The following is a 14,286-nucleotide window of genomic DNA, read 5'->3' as shown; positions in this document are numbered from 1 at the left end:
CGCAGCGCGGTCCGGCTGCTGGCCGATCTCCGGTGCAGCGCCGCCGAGTTCGAGCCCGAGTGCGGGCGGATGCCGCCCGAGGCGCGGCACCGGACCGTCCGCTGGACCCGCGGCCAGGAACGCCTCGCCGCCCGGGCCGCACGCCGGTCCGCCGACCCGCGGACGTCGCTGGGTGGCGGCGCTCGGGACGTGCGAGGGGGCACCCGTCGTGGTGCTGCACGCCACCGGAACCGGCGCCCCGTACGGGCGGGGGGACGGTGCGGCGGCGGTCGTCCGCGGGTCGCAGAGGTCCCGGCCGACCTGACGGCGCGCGGTGCTCCGGCGCTGCCGGACGTGCCCTTCCTCCGCCGACGTCCTCGGCACGGACCCGCCCCGTTCCGGCTGTAGAGAGCCTCGGCGGTCGAAGTGCAAGATCTGTGGACCCTTCCCATTTCTGCGCCGTCCGGGTGAGGCTTGAAGCGCCGGGCCGCTGCGGCTCGTTGACGATTCATCAGCACATGTGGGGGTACCGCCGTGGGTGAAGACTGGTATGTGGACGATCGATGCACCGGGTGCGACGTGGCGCGGCAGCTCGCGCCCGACCTGATCGTGCAGGTGGGCCGGGGCTCGGAGGTGGTGCGCCAGCCGCGCAACGCCGCCGAGGAGGCGCAGTTGAACGCCGCCGCGTTCGCCTGCCACACCCGTTCGATCCGCCGGCACTCGGGGCCGCTGGACGCGGCGGCCGACCCGTTCCCGCTGGCGATCGACGACAACGTCCTGCTCTGCGGCCACAATTCGCGGCAGACGTTCGGCGCCAACTCCTACCTGCTGCGGCGGCCGGACGGCACCGTGATGATGATCGACACGCCGCGCTGGTCGGAGTCGCTCGCCGCCCGCTACGAGGCGGTCGGGCGGGTGACGGACGTCCTGCTGACCCATCGGGACCACGCCGCGCACGGGCGCAGCTACGCGGACCGGTTCGGGGCCCGACTCTGGATCCACGAAGGCGACCTGGACTTCGCGCCGGACGCCGACCGGGTGCTGCGCGGCACCGATCCGGTCGAGATCGCCGACGGTGTGACCGCCCTCCCGGTGCCGGGCCACACCGAGGGCAGCGTGCTGTACCTCGCCGACCGGCGGTACTGCTTCAGCGGCGACAGCATCTACTGGTCGCGCACCGCCGGCGCGTTGGCCGTCGCCGAACACGTCACCTGGTACTCGATCGAGGAGCAGGCCGCCTCGCTGGCCCGCGTCGCGCCCCTGCTGCACTTCGAGTGGATGCTCCCCGGCCACGGCGACCGCATGCAGCTGACGCCCGGACAGATGGCCGAGCAGCTGGCCGCACTGGTCGCGAACGCCGCCCGGCTGGCCCCCGGCCCGGTGAACATCGCCGCGCACCAGTGGTGAGCCGAGCGGTGGGGGTGGCCCGATGACCGTTCGGGTGATCGTGCTCAACGGCGGTTCCAGCAGCGGGAAGAGCAGCCTCGCGCGCTCGCTGCAGGACCGGCTGCCGGAGCCCTGGCTGACGTTCGGCATCGACGGGCTGATCGAGGCGATGCCCTCCGCGCTGCTGGCGGAGGACGCCGGGATCGACCTCGGCGGGGACGGCGCCGTCACCGTCGGCGACACCTTCCGCCGACTGGAGGCCGCCTGGATGGCGGGCATCGCCGCCACCGCCCGGGCGGGCGCGCCAGTCATCGTCGACGACGTGTTCCTCTCCGGGCCGGAGTCCCAACAGCGGTGGCGCGAGGCGCTGTCGGGCCTGGAGGTGCGCTGGGTCGGGGTCCGCTGCGACCCGGCCGCCGCGACCGCCCGCGAACGCGCCCGGCCCGACCGTACCCCGGGCATGGCCGCCGACCAGGCCCTGCGAGTGCACCGCGGTGTCCACTACGACCTGGAGGTGGACACCACCCGCACACCGTCGGACGACTGCGCCCGGGCGATCGTGGAACGGCTGGAGCCACTGGCGCCGCAGACCCGGCCAGGCAGGTGAGGGCTCACCCGTTCGTGTGGTGACCCCAGTTCGGCGGGCCGGCAGAGACCCCGTCCGCACCGGCGAGTGTCGGTGGTCGTCACTACCGTGCAGTGGCCCGAAGCGTCCACTGTTCAGCGAGGTATGCGATGACCGTCCGATTCCCGGCCGAGTGGTGCAACACCGATCTCGGCGAGTACCGGGAGTGCGCCGGCACCTACGAGTGGTACCCGTACGACAGCGTGCCGCCGCTCGACTCCGCCCGGTTCACCGGTTCCTTCGACTGGTTGGGCGGGCCGAGCGGACGGCCGTCGAGCGTGGTGGACGAGGTCGAGATACTCAAGGCGGCGGTGGCCCGGGTCGGTCTCACCCTGCCCGCCGACTTCCTGACGTACCACCGTGACGAGCGGCTGGCCCTGTCGCTCGACACGGCGTCGCCGACCGGCTGCTGGCAGAACTTCTCGGTGCCGATCCCGAGCCCGGTCGAGCCCGGTGCGTATCTGGTGCGGTTCTTCCGCGACCAGCAGGACTGCGTGATGTGGTACCTCTACCTGCGCCCGACCGGCGAGACCTTCGTCGTCCACTCCTGGCGGGACTTCGAGTTCGAACTGGCGGAGGACGACGAGGCGGAGCCGGAGGAAGGCATGGAGGGCGACGGCATCAGGTGGTGCGCGCCGTCGTTCGAGGAATTCGCCCACCGCTACTGGGTCGAGGGCCGGATCGCCCTGGCCGGGTACCAGGACGAGCCGTTGGAGGACCCGCAGCTGTCGGCCTACGCGGAGCACTACCTGACGCACCGTTCGGACGAGTGAACAGAGGATCCGGATCGGGCCCGGGCGAGCCGCCGGACCAGGGAATGCTGTCCGGCAGGCCGGTGAACCTGGACGGCCTGCGGTTTGCCGGCCGACCGCAGCAGTCCATGTCTGAATCCATGACTCCGTACGCGCAGTCACTCATGGCATCCGGTCTGAAGATCGACTGGGCCAAGATGCCCACCTACAACACGATCATGTCGGTCGCGGCCGGCGCGGGGCTGCTGCTGGTGGTGGCGCTGGGCCGCCAACTCCTGACGCGCGGGCGCATCGCCACCCCGGACGGCTGGGCGCTGGCGTTCGGCGCGCTCGGGTTCACGCTCGTCGTCACCGGTCTGCACATGACGCTGACCTGGCCGCTGGCCGGTCAGGGCTTCCCGTTCGACAACATCATCTTCGGCGAACCCGCGCTGGCCTTCGGCGTGTTCCTGCTGTCCGCCTCCTTCTACCTGTGGAAGCGGGCCGCCGAGTTCGCGGTGGAGGACGGCATCGAGCGGACGAGCCGGGTCGCACTGCCGATCTCGGTGTTCGTCTTCGGAATGGGGCTGGCCTGTTTCGGGATCGCCGCCGCGGGCTGGAAGTACACGCTCTTCGCCGCCCCGCCCGAGGAGCCGATCTCCGGGGAGTTCGCCAACTACCCGTGGCTGGAGGCGAGCTTCATGTCCGGCCTCTACGTGCTGGTCGGAATCGGGGCGCTGCTGTTCCCGTTCGCCCTGCGCACCCCCAGGACCTGGATGAGCCCGACCATCGGCGTGGTCTGGGGCCTGGCGGGGCTCGCGTTCCTGATCTTCGGCGGGCTGAACTACTTCACCCACATCGGGCTCATCGTCAACACCATGTGAGCCCCCGGCAAGGCCGGCCGGAGCCGCCCCACCGGGGGCTCCGGCCGACGGGCCGTCAGTGCGCGCCCACCGCCGTGATCTTGACGACCGCGCGGCCCTCCTCGTCGGAGCCGTACAGGTCGACCTCGGCGGAGATGCCCCAGTCGTGGTCGCCGTTCGGGTCGTCGAAGATCTGCCGGACCCGCCACAGGCCCTCGTCCTCGACCTCCTCGATCAGCAGCATCTTCGGGCCGCGCGCGTTCGGACCGGTGAACAGGTCGTCGTACTCCTCCCAGTACCCGTCCATCGCGTCGGCCCAGCGGTCCGCGTCCCAGCCGTCCTCGCCGTCGAGTTCCGCGAGCGAGTCGTAGTGCTCCAGGGCGCACAGCTCGACCCGGCGGAACAGCTCGTTGCGGACCAGCACCCGGAACGCGCGGGAGTTCGCGGTGACCGGCGCCGGCTTGTCGTCGAGACGGACCTCGCCCGCCTCCGGCTCGGTCGGGTTGGCCAGCGCCTCCCACTCGTCCAGCAGCGAGGAGTCGACCTGGCGGACCAGCTCGCCCAGCCAGGCGATGACGTCCTTCAGGTCGTCCGTCTTGATGTCGTCCGGGACGGTCTGCTCCAGCGCCTTGAACGCGCCCGCCAGGTAGCGCAGCACGATGCCCTCGGTGCGGGCCAGCTCGTAGAAGCCCACGTAGTCCGTGAACGTCATGGCGCGCTCGTACAGGTCGCGGACCACCGACTTCGGCTGCAGCGGGTGGTCGCCGATCCACGGGTGCGCCCGGCGGTACACGTCGTAGGCGTGGCCGAGCTGCTCCTCCAGCGGCTTCGGGTACGTGATCTCCTGGAGCCGGTTCATCCGCTCCTCGTACTCGATGCCGTCGCGCTTCATCTCCGCCACGGCCTCGCCGCGCGCCTTGTTCTCCTGCGAGGCGAGGATCTGCCGCGGGTCGTCCAGGGTCGCCTCGACGACCGAGACCACGTCCAGCGCGTACGACGGCGACTCCGGGTCCAGCAGCTCGAACGCGGCCAGCGCGAACGTGGACAGCGGCTGGTTCAGCGCGAAGTTCTCCTGCAGGTCCAGCGTCAGGCGCACCGTGCGGCCCTCGGAGTCCGGCTCGTCCAGCTGCTCCACCACGCCGCCCTGCAGCAGCGAGCGGAAGACGGCGATCGCGGTCCGGATGTGGCGGCGCTGCGCCGGGCGGTCCTCGTGGTTGTCGGTGAGCAGCTTGCGCATCGCCTCGAACGCGTTGCCCGGGCGGCCGATCACCGACAGCAGCATGGCGTGGCTGACCTTGAACCGGGACACCAGCGGTTCCGGGTCGGCCGCGATCAGCCGCTCGAAGGTCTCCTCGGTCCAGGAGACGAACCCGTCCGGGGCCTTCTTCCGGACGACCTTCTTGCGCTTCTTCGGGTCGTCGCCGGCCTTCGCCAGCGCCCGGTCGTTCTCCACCACGTGCTCCGGCGCCTGCGCCACCACCTGGCCGACGGTGTCGAAGCCGGCCCGGCCCGCCCGCCCGGCGATCTGGTGGAACTCGCGGGCCCGCAGGATCCGCACCCGCTGGCCGTCGTACTTGGACAGCGCGGTGAACAGCACCGTGCGGATCGGCACGTTGACGCCGACGCCGAGCGTGTCGGTGCCGCAGATGACCTTCAGCAGACCGGCCTGCGCGAGGCGCTCCACCAGGCGGCGGTACTTCGGCAGCATGCCGGCGTGGTGCACGCCGATGCCGTGCCGCACGTAACGGGACAGGTTGCGGCCGAACTTGGTGGTGAAGCGGAAGTTGCCGATCAGGTCGGCGATGGCGTCCTTCTCCTGCTTCGAGCACATGTTGATGCTCATCAGCGACTGCGCCCGCTCCACCGCCTCCTTCTGCGTGAAGTGCACGACATACACCGGCGCCTGACCGGTGTTCAGCAGCTCCTCCAGCGTGTCGTGCAGGCTGGTGCGGCGGTACTCGTAGAACAGCGGGACCGGGCGGGTCGCCGAACGGACCACGGTGGTCGGACGGCCGGTGCGGCGGGTCAGGTCCTCCTCGAAGCGGCGGACGTCGCCGAGGGTCGCCGACATCAGCAGGAACTGCGCCTGCGGGAGTTCGAGCAGCGGGATCTGCCAGGCCCAGCCGCGGTCCGGCTCGGCGTAGAAGTGGAACTCGTCCATCACGACCTGGCCGATGTCGGCGCGCGGGCCGTCGTGCAGCGCGATCTGCGCCAGCACCTCGGCGGTGCAGCAGATGATCGGCGCGGTCGGGTTCACCGAGGCGTCGCCGGTCATCATGCCGACCTGCTCGGTGCCGAAGATCTTGCACAGGTCGAAGAACTTCTCCGACACCAGCGCCTTGATCGGCGCGGTGTAGAACGTCCGCTTGCCCTCGGCCAGCGCGGCGAAGTGCGCACCCGCCGCGACCAGGGACTTGCCCGACCCGGTCGGCGTCGCCAGGATCACGTTGTTCCCGGAGACCAGCTCGATCAGCGCCTCCTCCTGGGCGGGGTAGAGAGTGATGCCGCGCTCCGACGCCCACTCGGCGAAGGTCTCGAACAGCGAGTCGGGCGTGGCGGGTTTCGGCATCAGGTCCAGGAGGGTCACCCCGCTATCTTGCCCGTCCGGCATGACCATGGGCAAAGCTCGGGCCCGCACGGTCCGCCCGAGCCGCCGCCGGGCCGTCCCGGTGGTTCCTCCGTGCGGTCGACTCGTCACCGTGCGTCAGGGGAATGATCGTCTACGCCCGTTCCCGAAAGCGTCGGGGACGCGTCGACGGAAGGACACCCATGCGCAAGCGCACCGCCGGCCTCGCCCTGGCCGCCGCCACCCTGCTGGCGGCGGCGGGCCCGGCCGCGGCGTTCACCGAGACCGTGGCGGCGACCGGCGCCCCGAGCGGGGTGGTCGCGATCTGCCCGGACGGCATCACCCCCACCGACGTCCACGTGACGAACGGCGACGGCACCCCGCTCGGGCCGGACCAGCGCGTGCGCACCACGGCCGTCGGCTCCACCGGCGTCGGCGCGTGGATCGCCCCCTACCAGGGCTCCCCGCCGCCGCCCGCCGCCATCCGCCTGACCGTCACCTGCACCGACGGGAGCTGACGTCCGCCCGGCGGCGGGCCCGGCCGTGGGGGCGGTTGCTCTCTGGGCTCAGGGGCAGGTGACGACCTGGCCGGCCCAGGACAGGCCGCCGCCGAAAGCGAACAGCAGCACCCGGGCGCCGGACGGCAGTTCGCCGCGCTCCACCAGTTTCGCCAGCGCCAGCGGGACGGACGCCGCCGAGGTGTTCCCGGAGTCCACCACGTCCCGGGCGATCACCGCGTCCTCGGACAGGCCGAGCTTCTGCACCAGCGACTCGATGATCCGCAGGTTCGCCTGGTGCGTCACCACCCCGTCCAGCTCCGCCGGGCTCAACCCCGCCGCCCGGCACGCCTGCTCGGCCAGTGCGGGCAGCTCCGTGGTCGCCCAGCGGAACACCGCCTGCCCGTCCTGCTCGAACCGCGGGTGCCAGTCGCCCAGCAGCCGCACCGCGCTCGCCCGCGACGGGTCCGACCCCCACACCACCGGGCCGACGCCGGCGCTGTCGCCGTCGGTCGCCGACAGCACCGCCGCGCCCGCGCCGTCGCCCAGCAGGATGCAACTGCGGCGGTCCGTCCAGTCGGTGATGTCCGACATCTTCTCCGCGCCGATCACCAGCGCGTGCCGGGCCGCGCCCGCCCGCAGCGAGTGGTCGGCGATCGAGAGCGAGGTGCAGAAGCCCGCGCAGCCGTTGTTCACGTCGAACGCGACGGCGGACGGGATGCCGAGACGGGCCGCGACCTGCGCGGCGATCGACGGGCAGCGGTCCATCGCGCTGCAGGTCGCCACCGTGACCTGCCCGATCTCCGCCGGGTCCAGCCCGGACGCCGCCAGCGCCTTCGCCGCGGCGGTGGCGGCGAGGTCCGTCACCGACTCGTCCGGCGCGGCGATCCGGCGGGTGGCGATGCCCGTCCGCCGACGGATCCACTCGTCGTTGGTGTCCACCATGGTCGCCAACTCGTCATTGCTCAGCACCCTGCTGGGCTGGTGGTGGCCGAGACCGGCGATACGGACTCCGGGCATGGCAGTTCCCTTCCGCGACAGCGGCCACCGACCGCGTGCCGGGGGCAACGGCCAGGAATATAGCAACCGACCGGTCGGAAGCTAAAAGCCGCCCGCCATCGGAGGGAAACCGCTGGACCGGGCGCTTCGGACCCGCTCTCAGTGAAGTCGACGAACCTCAGCGGAGTTTGACCGTCGTCGGTACGTCTCACCGAGGTTCGGCCGGCCGCCCCTGCCCGGCATCCCGCTCGTCGAACCGGTGACCTGGACGTCGATCGCCCAACAGCTCGGCGTGGCCCGCGTCTACGACTGAAGCATCGGGAGCCGGGCCGCGATTGGCGTCGTTCCGGCCTATCCCGATGGCTCGCCGAGCGGTGGGATCACGTCGAGCTGCTGAAGGAATCCGAGGACGTCCTTGTCCGACCACTTCTCGGCGAGCTTCCCGTTCTCGATGCGGTGAACCACCGTCGCCGTCATGGTGATCGGTCGCCCCGTCGCCGGGATGCCCGGCAGGTCGCCCACACACGTCCCGCGTCCCGTCAGCCGGGTCACGACCTTGTCGCCCTCCGCGATCTGGTCCTCGATCTCGTGGACGCCGGGGGTGGCCTCCCAGAACAGGCGGAACGCCTGCTTCAACCCCTCGCGGCCGGGAGCGAGCCCCGGAAACGGTGGCGGCGAATGGTCCACGTAGTCCTCGGAGACCAACTCGTCCATGGCCGCCAGGTTGCCCGCGTCGATCTCCCGGTAGAACCGGCGGACCAGACTCTTGTTCTCCTCGATGGACATGGACGCCTCTCTGCCCGTTCCCTCGCGCCGCCGCAGTGGCACCTGCCGTCCCGAATCGTCACCCGCCGATTCCGCGCACCATGCCCTCGGCGCGCACGGGTGCCAGGGCCGTTCACCCGGAAGCAGCCACGGTGCGACGGGCCGACCGGGCCTCGCGCGGTCCGGTCGGCCGTTCGGCGGGCTACATCAGCACCTCGCCGCCGCCGCCCGGGGGACAGACCAGGATCAGGCTGCCGAAGGAGTTGACGTGGCCGATGCAGTTGCTGAGGTTCTCCCGGACCACCTCGGCCCCCGGCGGGAAGACCTTGATCGTCGTGGTCAGCTCGAACGGCTCGGCGGGGTTCTTCCGGGCCGCCGCGTGCTTCGTGATGCTCAGCAGCAGGGACCTGCCGAAGTGCTCCGGCGTGCTGAGGTCGGCCAACTCGTCCAGGAACTGCTGGTTGCGTTCGGCGTCGGTCGTCATGCGGTGCCGCCTTTCCATCTGTGGGCAAACCAACGGGCTGCGGCTTCATATCCGCCGAGCCCGCCGAACAGTCGGAAGCCCGGCGGAGAGCACCCGGCCGGCGCACACGACACGCGAGTCGAACCGGGCAGTAGGATTCACGGCCAGGGTGCCGACCTGGCGCCGCCGGACCGGGCAGTGCGACCGAGAGGGGAAACGATGAGTCCGCGCAGCACTGTGGCCGAGGCACGTCGTACCCGGTCCCGGATCATCGACCGGAGTGTGGCACTGGCGTCGGTGGACGGCCTCGAAGGTCTCACCATCGGGCGGCTCGCCACCGATCTCGGTCTCTCCAAGGCCGGGGTGCTGGGCCACTTCGGCACCAAGGAGACGCTCCAACTCGCCACCCTGGAACGGGCGTCCATACTCTTCACCACGCTCGTCTGGGAGCCGGCCGCGGACGCCGAACCCGGTCTGCCCCGGTTGCGCGCCGTCTGCGAGAGCTGGATCGCGTACCTGGAGCATGCCCGCGAGATCTTCCCCGGCGGCTGCCTGTTCACCACCGCCGCTGTCGAGTTCGACGCCCACGACGGCCCGGTCCGCAAGAACCTGGCCCGCCTGCTGCTGGTCTGGCGCCGCCGCCTGGCCGGCGAGGTCCGCCTCGCCGTCGAGGCCGGCCACCTGCCCGCCGACACCGACGCCGAGCAGATCGTCCACGAGCTGACGGGCATCTATCTGGCCCTGAACCAGGCCCTCCAACTCCTCCGCGACCCCCTCGCCGCCACCCGCACCCGCCGGTCCCTCGACCGCGTCCTGCCGCAAGCCGCCTGACGGCTGGTCGAACCCCGGGCCGGACAGGACGCTGGGGGCATGATCGAGCGGGAGACCGCAGTCCGGATCGTCGAGGAGCAGCTGGAGATCGACCACCGGCGCGAACCGGCGGGGAATCGGCAACGGATGGTCGTGCTGGGCGTGACCGTCCGTGCGCGCTCTGCAGGACGGCGACGCCCCGGTGCACCTGGAGGCCGCGCGCCACCCGCCTGACAGAATCGGCGGCATGACACGCGAACTCCGGGAGATCTTCGAACAGGCGGGCTGCGAGGGCGCGTTGTGCGTCCGGCCGGTGCAGGGCGACGGCGAGATCGTGCTGGACGCCGATCGGCCGGCCGTCCAGGCCTCGGTGTTCAAGGTGCAGATCGCGCTGGAGGTGGAGGCCGCGTTCGCCGACGGCCGCCTGGACGGGCGGGAGCGGGTGACGCTGGGGGCCGCCGAGCGGACGGACGGGCCGGTCGGGATGTCGCTGTTCGAGGACGAGACGGTGCTGTCCCTGCGGGACCTGGTCGTGCTGATGCTCACCATCAGCGACAACCCGGCCACCGACGTCCTGCTGGGCCGGGTCGGCGTCGACGCGGTGAACGCGACTGCGGCGCGCCTCGGACTGTCCGGCACCCTCGTCACGTCCGACCTGCGGACCATGCTCGACACCATCGGCGAGGACCTGGGCCGCGCCGACTGGGCGGACCTGCAGAGCTGGGCGGCCGGGGCCTCGGCGGCCGATCAGGTGTGGGTCGACGAGCAGCTGCCGACCGTCCGCGCCATGGACCCGTCGCGGGGGACCAGGACCACCCCGCGCGACATGGTCGCGCTGCTGCGCCTGATCTGGACGGACCGGGCGGGCCCGGCCGCCGCGTGCGCGCGGGTGCGCGGCGCGATGGCGAGGCAGCTGACCCGGCACCGGATCGGCAGCGGGTTCCGCCCGCCGGTGCGGGTCGCCGCCAAGAGCGGGAGTCTGTTCGGCGTGGTCCGCAACGAGGTCGGCGTGGTCTCCTTCCCCGACGGCCGCCAGTACGCGGCCGCGGTCTTCACCCGCTCCCGGCCCGGCTCGGACGACGCCGAGATCAGCCGGGCCATCGGAGCCGCCACCGCCCGGGCCGTCACCGCCCTGCGGGAAGTGGGGAGTTGAGGACGGGTCAGGCGGGCGACATCACCTCGAACAGGTTGCCGGCCGGGTCGGTGAAGTAGAGGCCGCGGGCGCACGGCGGGTGGTCGGTGCGGCCGTTGTCGGGCGTGGACGGGTCGTTCCCGTACGGGGTGCCGGTGGCGCGCAGCCGGGTGAGGATGCCGTCGAAGGTGGCCGGGTCCACGTCGAACGCCAGGTGGTGGCCGGCCGGGTCGGGGACGGCGAGGAAGTCCAGCGTCAGCGTGGAGTTGGCCCGGACGGGCGCGAAGTGCCGGTCGGGGCCGGTGTATTCGAGGCCCATCACGGTGGCGAAGAAGCGCGCGGCGGCCTGGTGGTCGACGGCGGGGACGACGGTGTGGTTCAGGGTGATGGTCACGGTCGGCCTTCCGGGGTGGTGGTGAGTGCGCCGTGCAGCAGGACGTCGACCAGCTCGGCCGGGCTCGGGGGATGCTCCTCGCCCGCGCCTGCGAACAGCAGGCCGAGGAGGAGCGAGGCCAGCCGGTCGGGCGACAGGCGCAGCAACTCCCGCTCCGGCTCCATGAGTTCGGCCAACGCCCGGCGGACCGGCAGCGCGCCGGCCGCGCGGTCGGGCGCCGCGCCGGTGCGCCGGGCACCGGCCCTGCCGTTGGTGGCGTGCAGCGCGCCGAGCAGCGCCGCCGGCCGGTCCAGGTGCGCGCGCAGCACGGCGGCCGCCTCGACCAGCCGGTCGGGGAGGGGCCGCGTCAGCGGGATCGCGGCGAGCTGCTCCAGCGTCCGCTCGGGGCGCAGCACCTCGGCGACGCAGGCGTCCAGCACGGCGTCCTTGTCGGCGAAGACCCGGAAGATCGTCCCCTCGCCGATCCCGGCGGCCCGGGCGATCTGACGGGTGGTCACCGCGCCGCCGTACTCGGCGACCAGCGGCAGCGCGGCCCGGACGATCATCCCGCGCCGCTGCTCGGCGTCCATGGACGGGGCCCGGCGCCGCTGTTCGGTCGGAGTGTCGGTCATGGCCGCCAGTATCGGAGTGAGCGCTCACTCCGGTCAAGGGCTGCGACCGGCGCTGGACGGCAGGATGGTTTCGGCACCGTCGAACGGACCATTCGGGAATCGTCCGGATGCTGATTTTCCGTCATGCTCCGCGTGGCACACCGGCATTTCCCCTTCAGCTCCTAGTCTCGACGATCTACGGTGCCTCTTCCGTCGGGCCTTCGAGCGAGGAGTACGACCATGAGTCGTGTCGTCAGGGCTGCCCTGTTCCAGACCGCGTGGACAGGCGACAAGGAGTCGATGATCGCCGCGCACGAGCAGGCCGCGCGGGAGGCCGCCGCGCAGGGGGCGCGGATCATCGGGTTCCAGGAGGTGTTCAACGCGCCGTACTTCTGTCAGGTGCAGGAACCCGAGCACTACGGGTGGGCCGAGCCGGTGCCGGACGGGCCGACCGTGCAGCGGATGTGCGCGCTGGCGCGGGAGCTCGGGATGGTGATGGTGGTGCCCGTCTACGAGATCGAGCAGGCCGGTTTCTACTACAACACCGCCGCCGTGATCGACGCCGACGGCAGCTTCCTCGGGAAGTACCGCAAGCACCACATCCCGCAGGTGCACGGATTCTGGGAGAAGTACTACTTCAAGCCCGGGAATCTGGGCTGGCCGGTGTTCGACACGGCGGTCGGAAAGGTCGGCGTGAACATCTGCTACGACCGGCACTTCCCGGAGGGCTGGCGGGCGCTCGGGCTCGCCGGGGCGGAGATCGTCTACAACCCGTCGGCGACCAGCCGAGGCCTCTCCGCGTACCTGTGGCAGCTGGAGCAGCCCGCCGCGGCCGTCGCGAACGAGTACTTCGTGGCGGCGATCAACCGGGTCGGCGTCGAGGAGTACGGCGACGACGACTTCTACGGCAGCAGCTACTTCGTCGACCCGCGCGGCCAGTTCGTCGGCGAGGTCGCCTCCGACAAGCGCGAGGAACTCGTCGTCCGGGACCTCGACCTCGACCTGATCGAGCAGGTCCGGCAGCAGTGGGCGTTCTACCGGGACCGCCGGCCGGACGCCTACGGCCCGCTCACCGGGGCGTGAGCGCGGTGACCCGGACCCTGATCACCGGCGGACTGGTCGTCACGGCCGCCGAGGAGATGCTCGCCGACGTGCTGATCGAGAACGGCACCGTCGTCGCCCTCGCCCTGCCGGGACGCCAGCAGTGGGCGGCGGAGCGGGTGTTCGACGCCACCGGCAAGTACGTCGTCCCGGGCGGTGTCGACGCGCACACCCACATGGAGCTGCCGTTCGGCGCGACCGTCGCCTCCGACACCTTCGAGACCGGCACCCGGGCCGCCGCCTGGGGCGGCACCACCACCATCGTGGACTTCGCCGTCCAGCCCAAGGGCGCCTCGCTGCGATCCGGCCTCGACGCCTGGCACGCGAAGGCCGACGGGCGCTGCGCGATCGACTACGGCCTGCACATGATCATGTCGGACGTCAACGAGTCGACGTTGCGCGAGATGCCCGGCCTGATCGGCGAGGGCGTCACCTCGTTCAAGCTGTTCATGGCCTACCCCGGCGTCTTCTACTCCGACGACGGCCAGATCCTGCGCGCCATGCAGCAGGCGTCCGAGACCGGCGCGCTGATCATGATGCACGCCGAGAACGGCCCCGCCATCGACGTGCTGGTCGAACAGGCCCTCGCCCGCGGCGAGCGCGACCCGCGCTACCACGGCGAAGTCCGGAAGGCCCTGCTGGAGGCCGAGGCCACCCACCGCGCGATCCAGCTCGCCCGCGTCGCCGGCTCGCCGCTGTACGTGGTGCACGTCTCCGCCCGCGAGGCGCTCGCCGAACTCGCCGCCGCCCGCGACCTGGGCCTGCCGGTGTTCGGCGAGACCTGCCCCCAGTACCTGTTCCTGTCCACCGACAACCTCGCCGAACCGGACTTCGAGGGCGCCAAGTACGTGTGCTCCACGCCGCTGCGCCCCAAGGACCACCAGGCGGCGCTCTGGCGCGGGCTGCGCACCGACGACCTGCAGGTGGTCTCCACCGACCACTGCCCGTTCTGCTTCAAGGGGCAGAAGGAACTCGGCCGCGGCGACTTCTCGAAGATCCCCAACGGCCTGCCCGGCGTGGAGAACCGGATGGACCTGCTGCACCAGGCCGTGGTGGACGGGCACCTGACGCGCCGCCGGTGGATCGACATCGCCTGCGCCGCGCCCGCCCGGATGTTCGGCCTGTACCCGCGCAAGGGCACCCTGGCGCCCGGCGCGGACGCCGACGTGGTGATCTACGACCCGGACGCCACCCACACGCTGTCCGCCGCCACCCACCACATGAACGTCGACTACTCGGCGTACGAGGGCCGCACCGTCACCGGCCGGGTGGAGACCGTGCTGTCGCGCGGCGAGGTCGTCCTCGACCGCGGCCACTACCTCGGCCGGCCCGGCCACGGGACCTTCCTGCCCCGCTCCACCTGCCAGTACCTCTGACCGCTTCCA

Annotated in this window: 15 protein-coding genes and 1 pseudogene; 9 read left to right on the top strand and 7 right to left on the bottom strand. The window is 71.7% G+C overall.

The features are described 5' to 3' along the window. Positions 1-363 (bottom strand): annotated as a pseudogene (locus IEZ12_RS39140) (hypothetical protein); the annotation flags it as partial. A 150-nt stretch (positions 364-513) separates the two neighbouring features. On the opposite strand from IEZ12_RS39140, the gene IEZ12_RS26095 reads away from it, so the two are divergent. The 4 genes from IEZ12_RS26095 to IEZ12_RS26080 all read left to right on the top strand — a co-directional run bounded on the left by IEZ12_RS26095 (position 514) and on the right by IEZ12_RS26080 (position 3,605). Further along, positions 514-1,386 carry an MBL fold metallo-hydrolase gene (locus tag IEZ12_RS26095; protein ID WP_189275239.1) on the top strand — a complete coding sequence of 291 codons (873 nt, stop codon included), beginning with the start codon at positions 514-516 and terminating at the stop codon, positions 1,384-1,386. A gap of 22 nt (positions 1,387-1,408) precedes the next feature. After that, positions 1,409-1,972: a chloramphenicol phosphotransferase CPT gene (cpt, locus tag IEZ12_RS26090; RefSeq protein ID WP_189275238.1), complete on the top strand. Its 564-nt coding sequence runs from the start codon at positions 1,409-1,411 to the stop codon at positions 1,970-1,972. Positions 1,973-2,100: 128 nt separating this feature from the next. Continuing rightward, positions 2,101-2,763, top strand: coding sequence for a hypothetical protein (locus tag IEZ12_RS26085; RefSeq protein ID WP_189275236.1), 663 nt, complete (start codon positions 2,101-2,103; stop codon positions 2,761-2,763). A gap of 143 nt (positions 2,764-2,906) precedes the next feature. Further along, a complete protein-coding gene (locus IEZ12_RS26080) occupies positions 2,907-3,605 on the top strand; it encodes a DUF981 domain-containing protein (protein ID WP_229848032.1) in 699 nt (232 codons plus the stop codon). A 55-nt stretch (positions 3,606-3,660) separates the two neighbouring features. On the opposite strand, the gene IEZ12_RS26075 is transcribed toward IEZ12_RS26080, so the two are convergent. Continuing rightward, complete coding sequence (locus IEZ12_RS26075; protein WP_308431081.1) at positions 3,661-6,195, bottom strand: DEAD/DEAH box helicase; 2,535 nt, start codon at positions 6,193-6,195, stop codon at positions 3,661-3,663. 158 nt (positions 6,196-6,353) lie between these two features. Between IEZ12_RS26075 and IEZ12_RS26070 the strand changes: the two genes are divergently transcribed. Then, positions 6,354-6,668, top strand: coding sequence for a hypothetical protein (locus IEZ12_RS26070; RefSeq protein ID WP_189275232.1), 315 nt, complete (start codon positions 6,354-6,356; stop codon positions 6,666-6,668). 48 nt (positions 6,669-6,716) lie between these two features. Here IEZ12_RS26070 and IEZ12_RS26065 read toward each other — a convergent pair whose 3' ends face one another. The 3 genes from IEZ12_RS26065 to IEZ12_RS26055 all read right to left on the bottom strand — a co-directional run bounded on the left by IEZ12_RS26065 (position 6,717) and on the right by IEZ12_RS26055 (position 8,895). Beyond that, positions 6,717-7,667 carry a beta-ketoacyl-ACP synthase III gene (locus tag IEZ12_RS26065; RefSeq protein WP_189275230.1) on the bottom strand — a complete coding sequence of 317 codons (951 nt, stop codon included), beginning with the start codon at positions 7,665-7,667 and terminating at the stop codon, positions 6,717-6,719. A gap of 330 nt (positions 7,668-7,997) precedes the next feature. Beyond that, the gene (locus IEZ12_RS26060) at positions 7,998-8,432 is read right to left on the bottom strand and encodes an ester cyclase (RefSeq protein WP_189275228.1); all 435 of its coding nucleotides are present in this window, start codon (positions 8,430-8,432) and stop codon (positions 7,998-8,000) included. Positions 8,433-8,613: 181 nt separating this feature from the next. Next, entirely contained in the window at positions 8,614-8,895 is a 282-nt protein-coding gene (locus IEZ12_RS26055) for a hypothetical protein (protein ID WP_189275226.1), read from the bottom strand. A gap of 198 nt (positions 8,896-9,093) precedes the next feature. On the opposite strand from IEZ12_RS26055, the gene IEZ12_RS26050 reads away from it, so the two are divergent. Continuing rightward, on the top strand, positions 9,094-9,705 hold the full coding sequence (locus tag IEZ12_RS26050; protein ID WP_043911911.1) for a TetR/AcrR family transcriptional regulator: 612 nt from the start codon (positions 9,094-9,096) through the stop codon (positions 9,703-9,705). A gap of 226 nt (positions 9,706-9,931) precedes the next feature. Then, positions 9,932-10,837 (top strand): serine hydrolase, encoded by a 906-nt coding sequence (locus IEZ12_RS26045; protein WP_189275224.1) that lies wholly within the window; start codon positions 9,932-9,934, stop codon positions 10,835-10,837. A gap of 7 nt (positions 10,838-10,844) precedes the next feature. On the opposite strand, the gene IEZ12_RS26040 is transcribed toward IEZ12_RS26045, so the two are convergent. Together IEZ12_RS26040 and IEZ12_RS26035 are read right to left on the bottom strand one after the other, a co-directional pair. Continuing rightward, the gene (locus IEZ12_RS26040) at positions 10,845-11,210 is read right to left on the bottom strand and encodes a VOC family protein (protein ID WP_189275222.1); all 366 of its coding nucleotides are present in this window, start codon (positions 11,208-11,210) and stop codon (positions 10,845-10,847) included. Next, the gene (locus IEZ12_RS26035; protein ID WP_189275220.1) at positions 11,207-11,821 is read right to left on the bottom strand and encodes a TetR/AcrR family transcriptional regulator; all 615 of its coding nucleotides are present in this window, start codon (positions 11,819-11,821) and stop codon (positions 11,207-11,209) included. Before IEZ12_RS26035 ends, IEZ12_RS26040 begins: the two co-directional genes overlap by 4 nt. Before the next feature lie 219 nt (positions 11,822-12,040). Between IEZ12_RS26035 and IEZ12_RS26030 the strand changes: the two genes are divergently transcribed. Together IEZ12_RS26030 and hydA are read left to right on the top strand one after the other, a co-directional pair. Further along, positions 12,041-12,883, top strand: coding sequence for a nitrilase-related carbon-nitrogen hydrolase (locus IEZ12_RS26030; RefSeq protein WP_100584338.1), 843 nt, complete (start codon positions 12,041-12,043; stop codon positions 12,881-12,883). Between the two features lie 5 nt (positions 12,884-12,888). Continuing rightward, positions 12,889-14,277 carry a dihydropyrimidinase gene (gene hydA / locus IEZ12_RS26025; protein WP_189275218.1) on the top strand — a complete coding sequence of 463 codons (1,389 nt, stop codon included), beginning with the start codon at positions 12,889-12,891 and terminating at the stop codon, positions 14,275-14,277. Positions 14,278-14,286 lie beyond the last annotated feature (9 nt).

It is taken from the genome of Kitasatospora griseola (assembly GCF_014648555.1).
Classification (GTDB): Bacteria; Actinomycetota; Actinomycetes; order Streptomycetales; family Streptomycetaceae; genus Kitasatospora; species Kitasatospora griseola.
This window is presented reverse-complemented; position numbering and strand designations above follow the sequence as displayed.

Excerpts from the sequence above, each read along its gene's own strand:
- cpt (WP_189275238.1), top strand. The coding sequence starts at position 1,409 with ATGACCGTTCGGGTGATCGTGCTCAACGGCGGTTCCAGCAGCGGGAAG.
- IEZ12_RS26085 (WP_189275236.1), top strand. The coding sequence starts at position 2,101 with ATGACCGTCCGATTCCCGGCCGAGTGGTGCAACACCGATCTCGGCGAG.
- IEZ12_RS26080 (WP_229848032.1), top strand. The coding sequence starts at position 2,907 with ATGGCATCCGGTCTGAAGATCGACTGGGCCAAGATGCCCACCTACAAC.
- IEZ12_RS26075 (WP_308431081.1), bottom strand. The coding sequence starts at position 6,195 with ATGCCGGACGGGCAAGATAGCGGGGTGACCCTCCTGGACCTGATGCCG.
- IEZ12_RS26070 (WP_189275232.1), top strand. The coding sequence starts at position 6,354 with ATGCGCAAGCGCACCGCCGGCCTCGCCCTGGCCGCCGCCACCCTGCTG.
- IEZ12_RS26065 (WP_189275230.1), bottom strand. The coding sequence starts at position 7,667 with ATGCCCGGAGTCCGTATCGCCGGTCTCGGCCACCACCAGCCCAGCAGG.
- IEZ12_RS26060 (WP_189275228.1), bottom strand. The coding sequence starts at position 8,432 with ATGTCCATCGAGGAGAACAAGAGTCTGGTCCGCCGGTTCTACCGGGAG.
- IEZ12_RS26055 (WP_189275226.1), bottom strand. The coding sequence starts at position 8,895 with ATGACGACCGACGCCGAACGCAACCAGCAGTTCCTGGACGAGTTGGCC.
- IEZ12_RS26050 (WP_043911911.1), top strand. The coding sequence starts at position 9,094 with ATGAGTCCGCGCAGCACTGTGGCCGAGGCACGTCGTACCCGGTCCCGG.
- IEZ12_RS26045 (WP_189275224.1), top strand. The coding sequence starts at position 9,932 with ATGACACGCGAACTCCGGGAGATCTTCGAACAGGCGGGCTGCGAGGGC.
- IEZ12_RS26035 (WP_189275220.1), bottom strand. The coding sequence starts at position 11,821 with ATGACCGACACTCCGACCGAACAGCGGCGCCGGGCCCCGTCCATGGAC.
- IEZ12_RS26030 (WP_100584338.1), top strand. The coding sequence starts at position 12,041 with ATGAGTCGTGTCGTCAGGGCTGCCCTGTTCCAGACCGCGTGGACAGGC.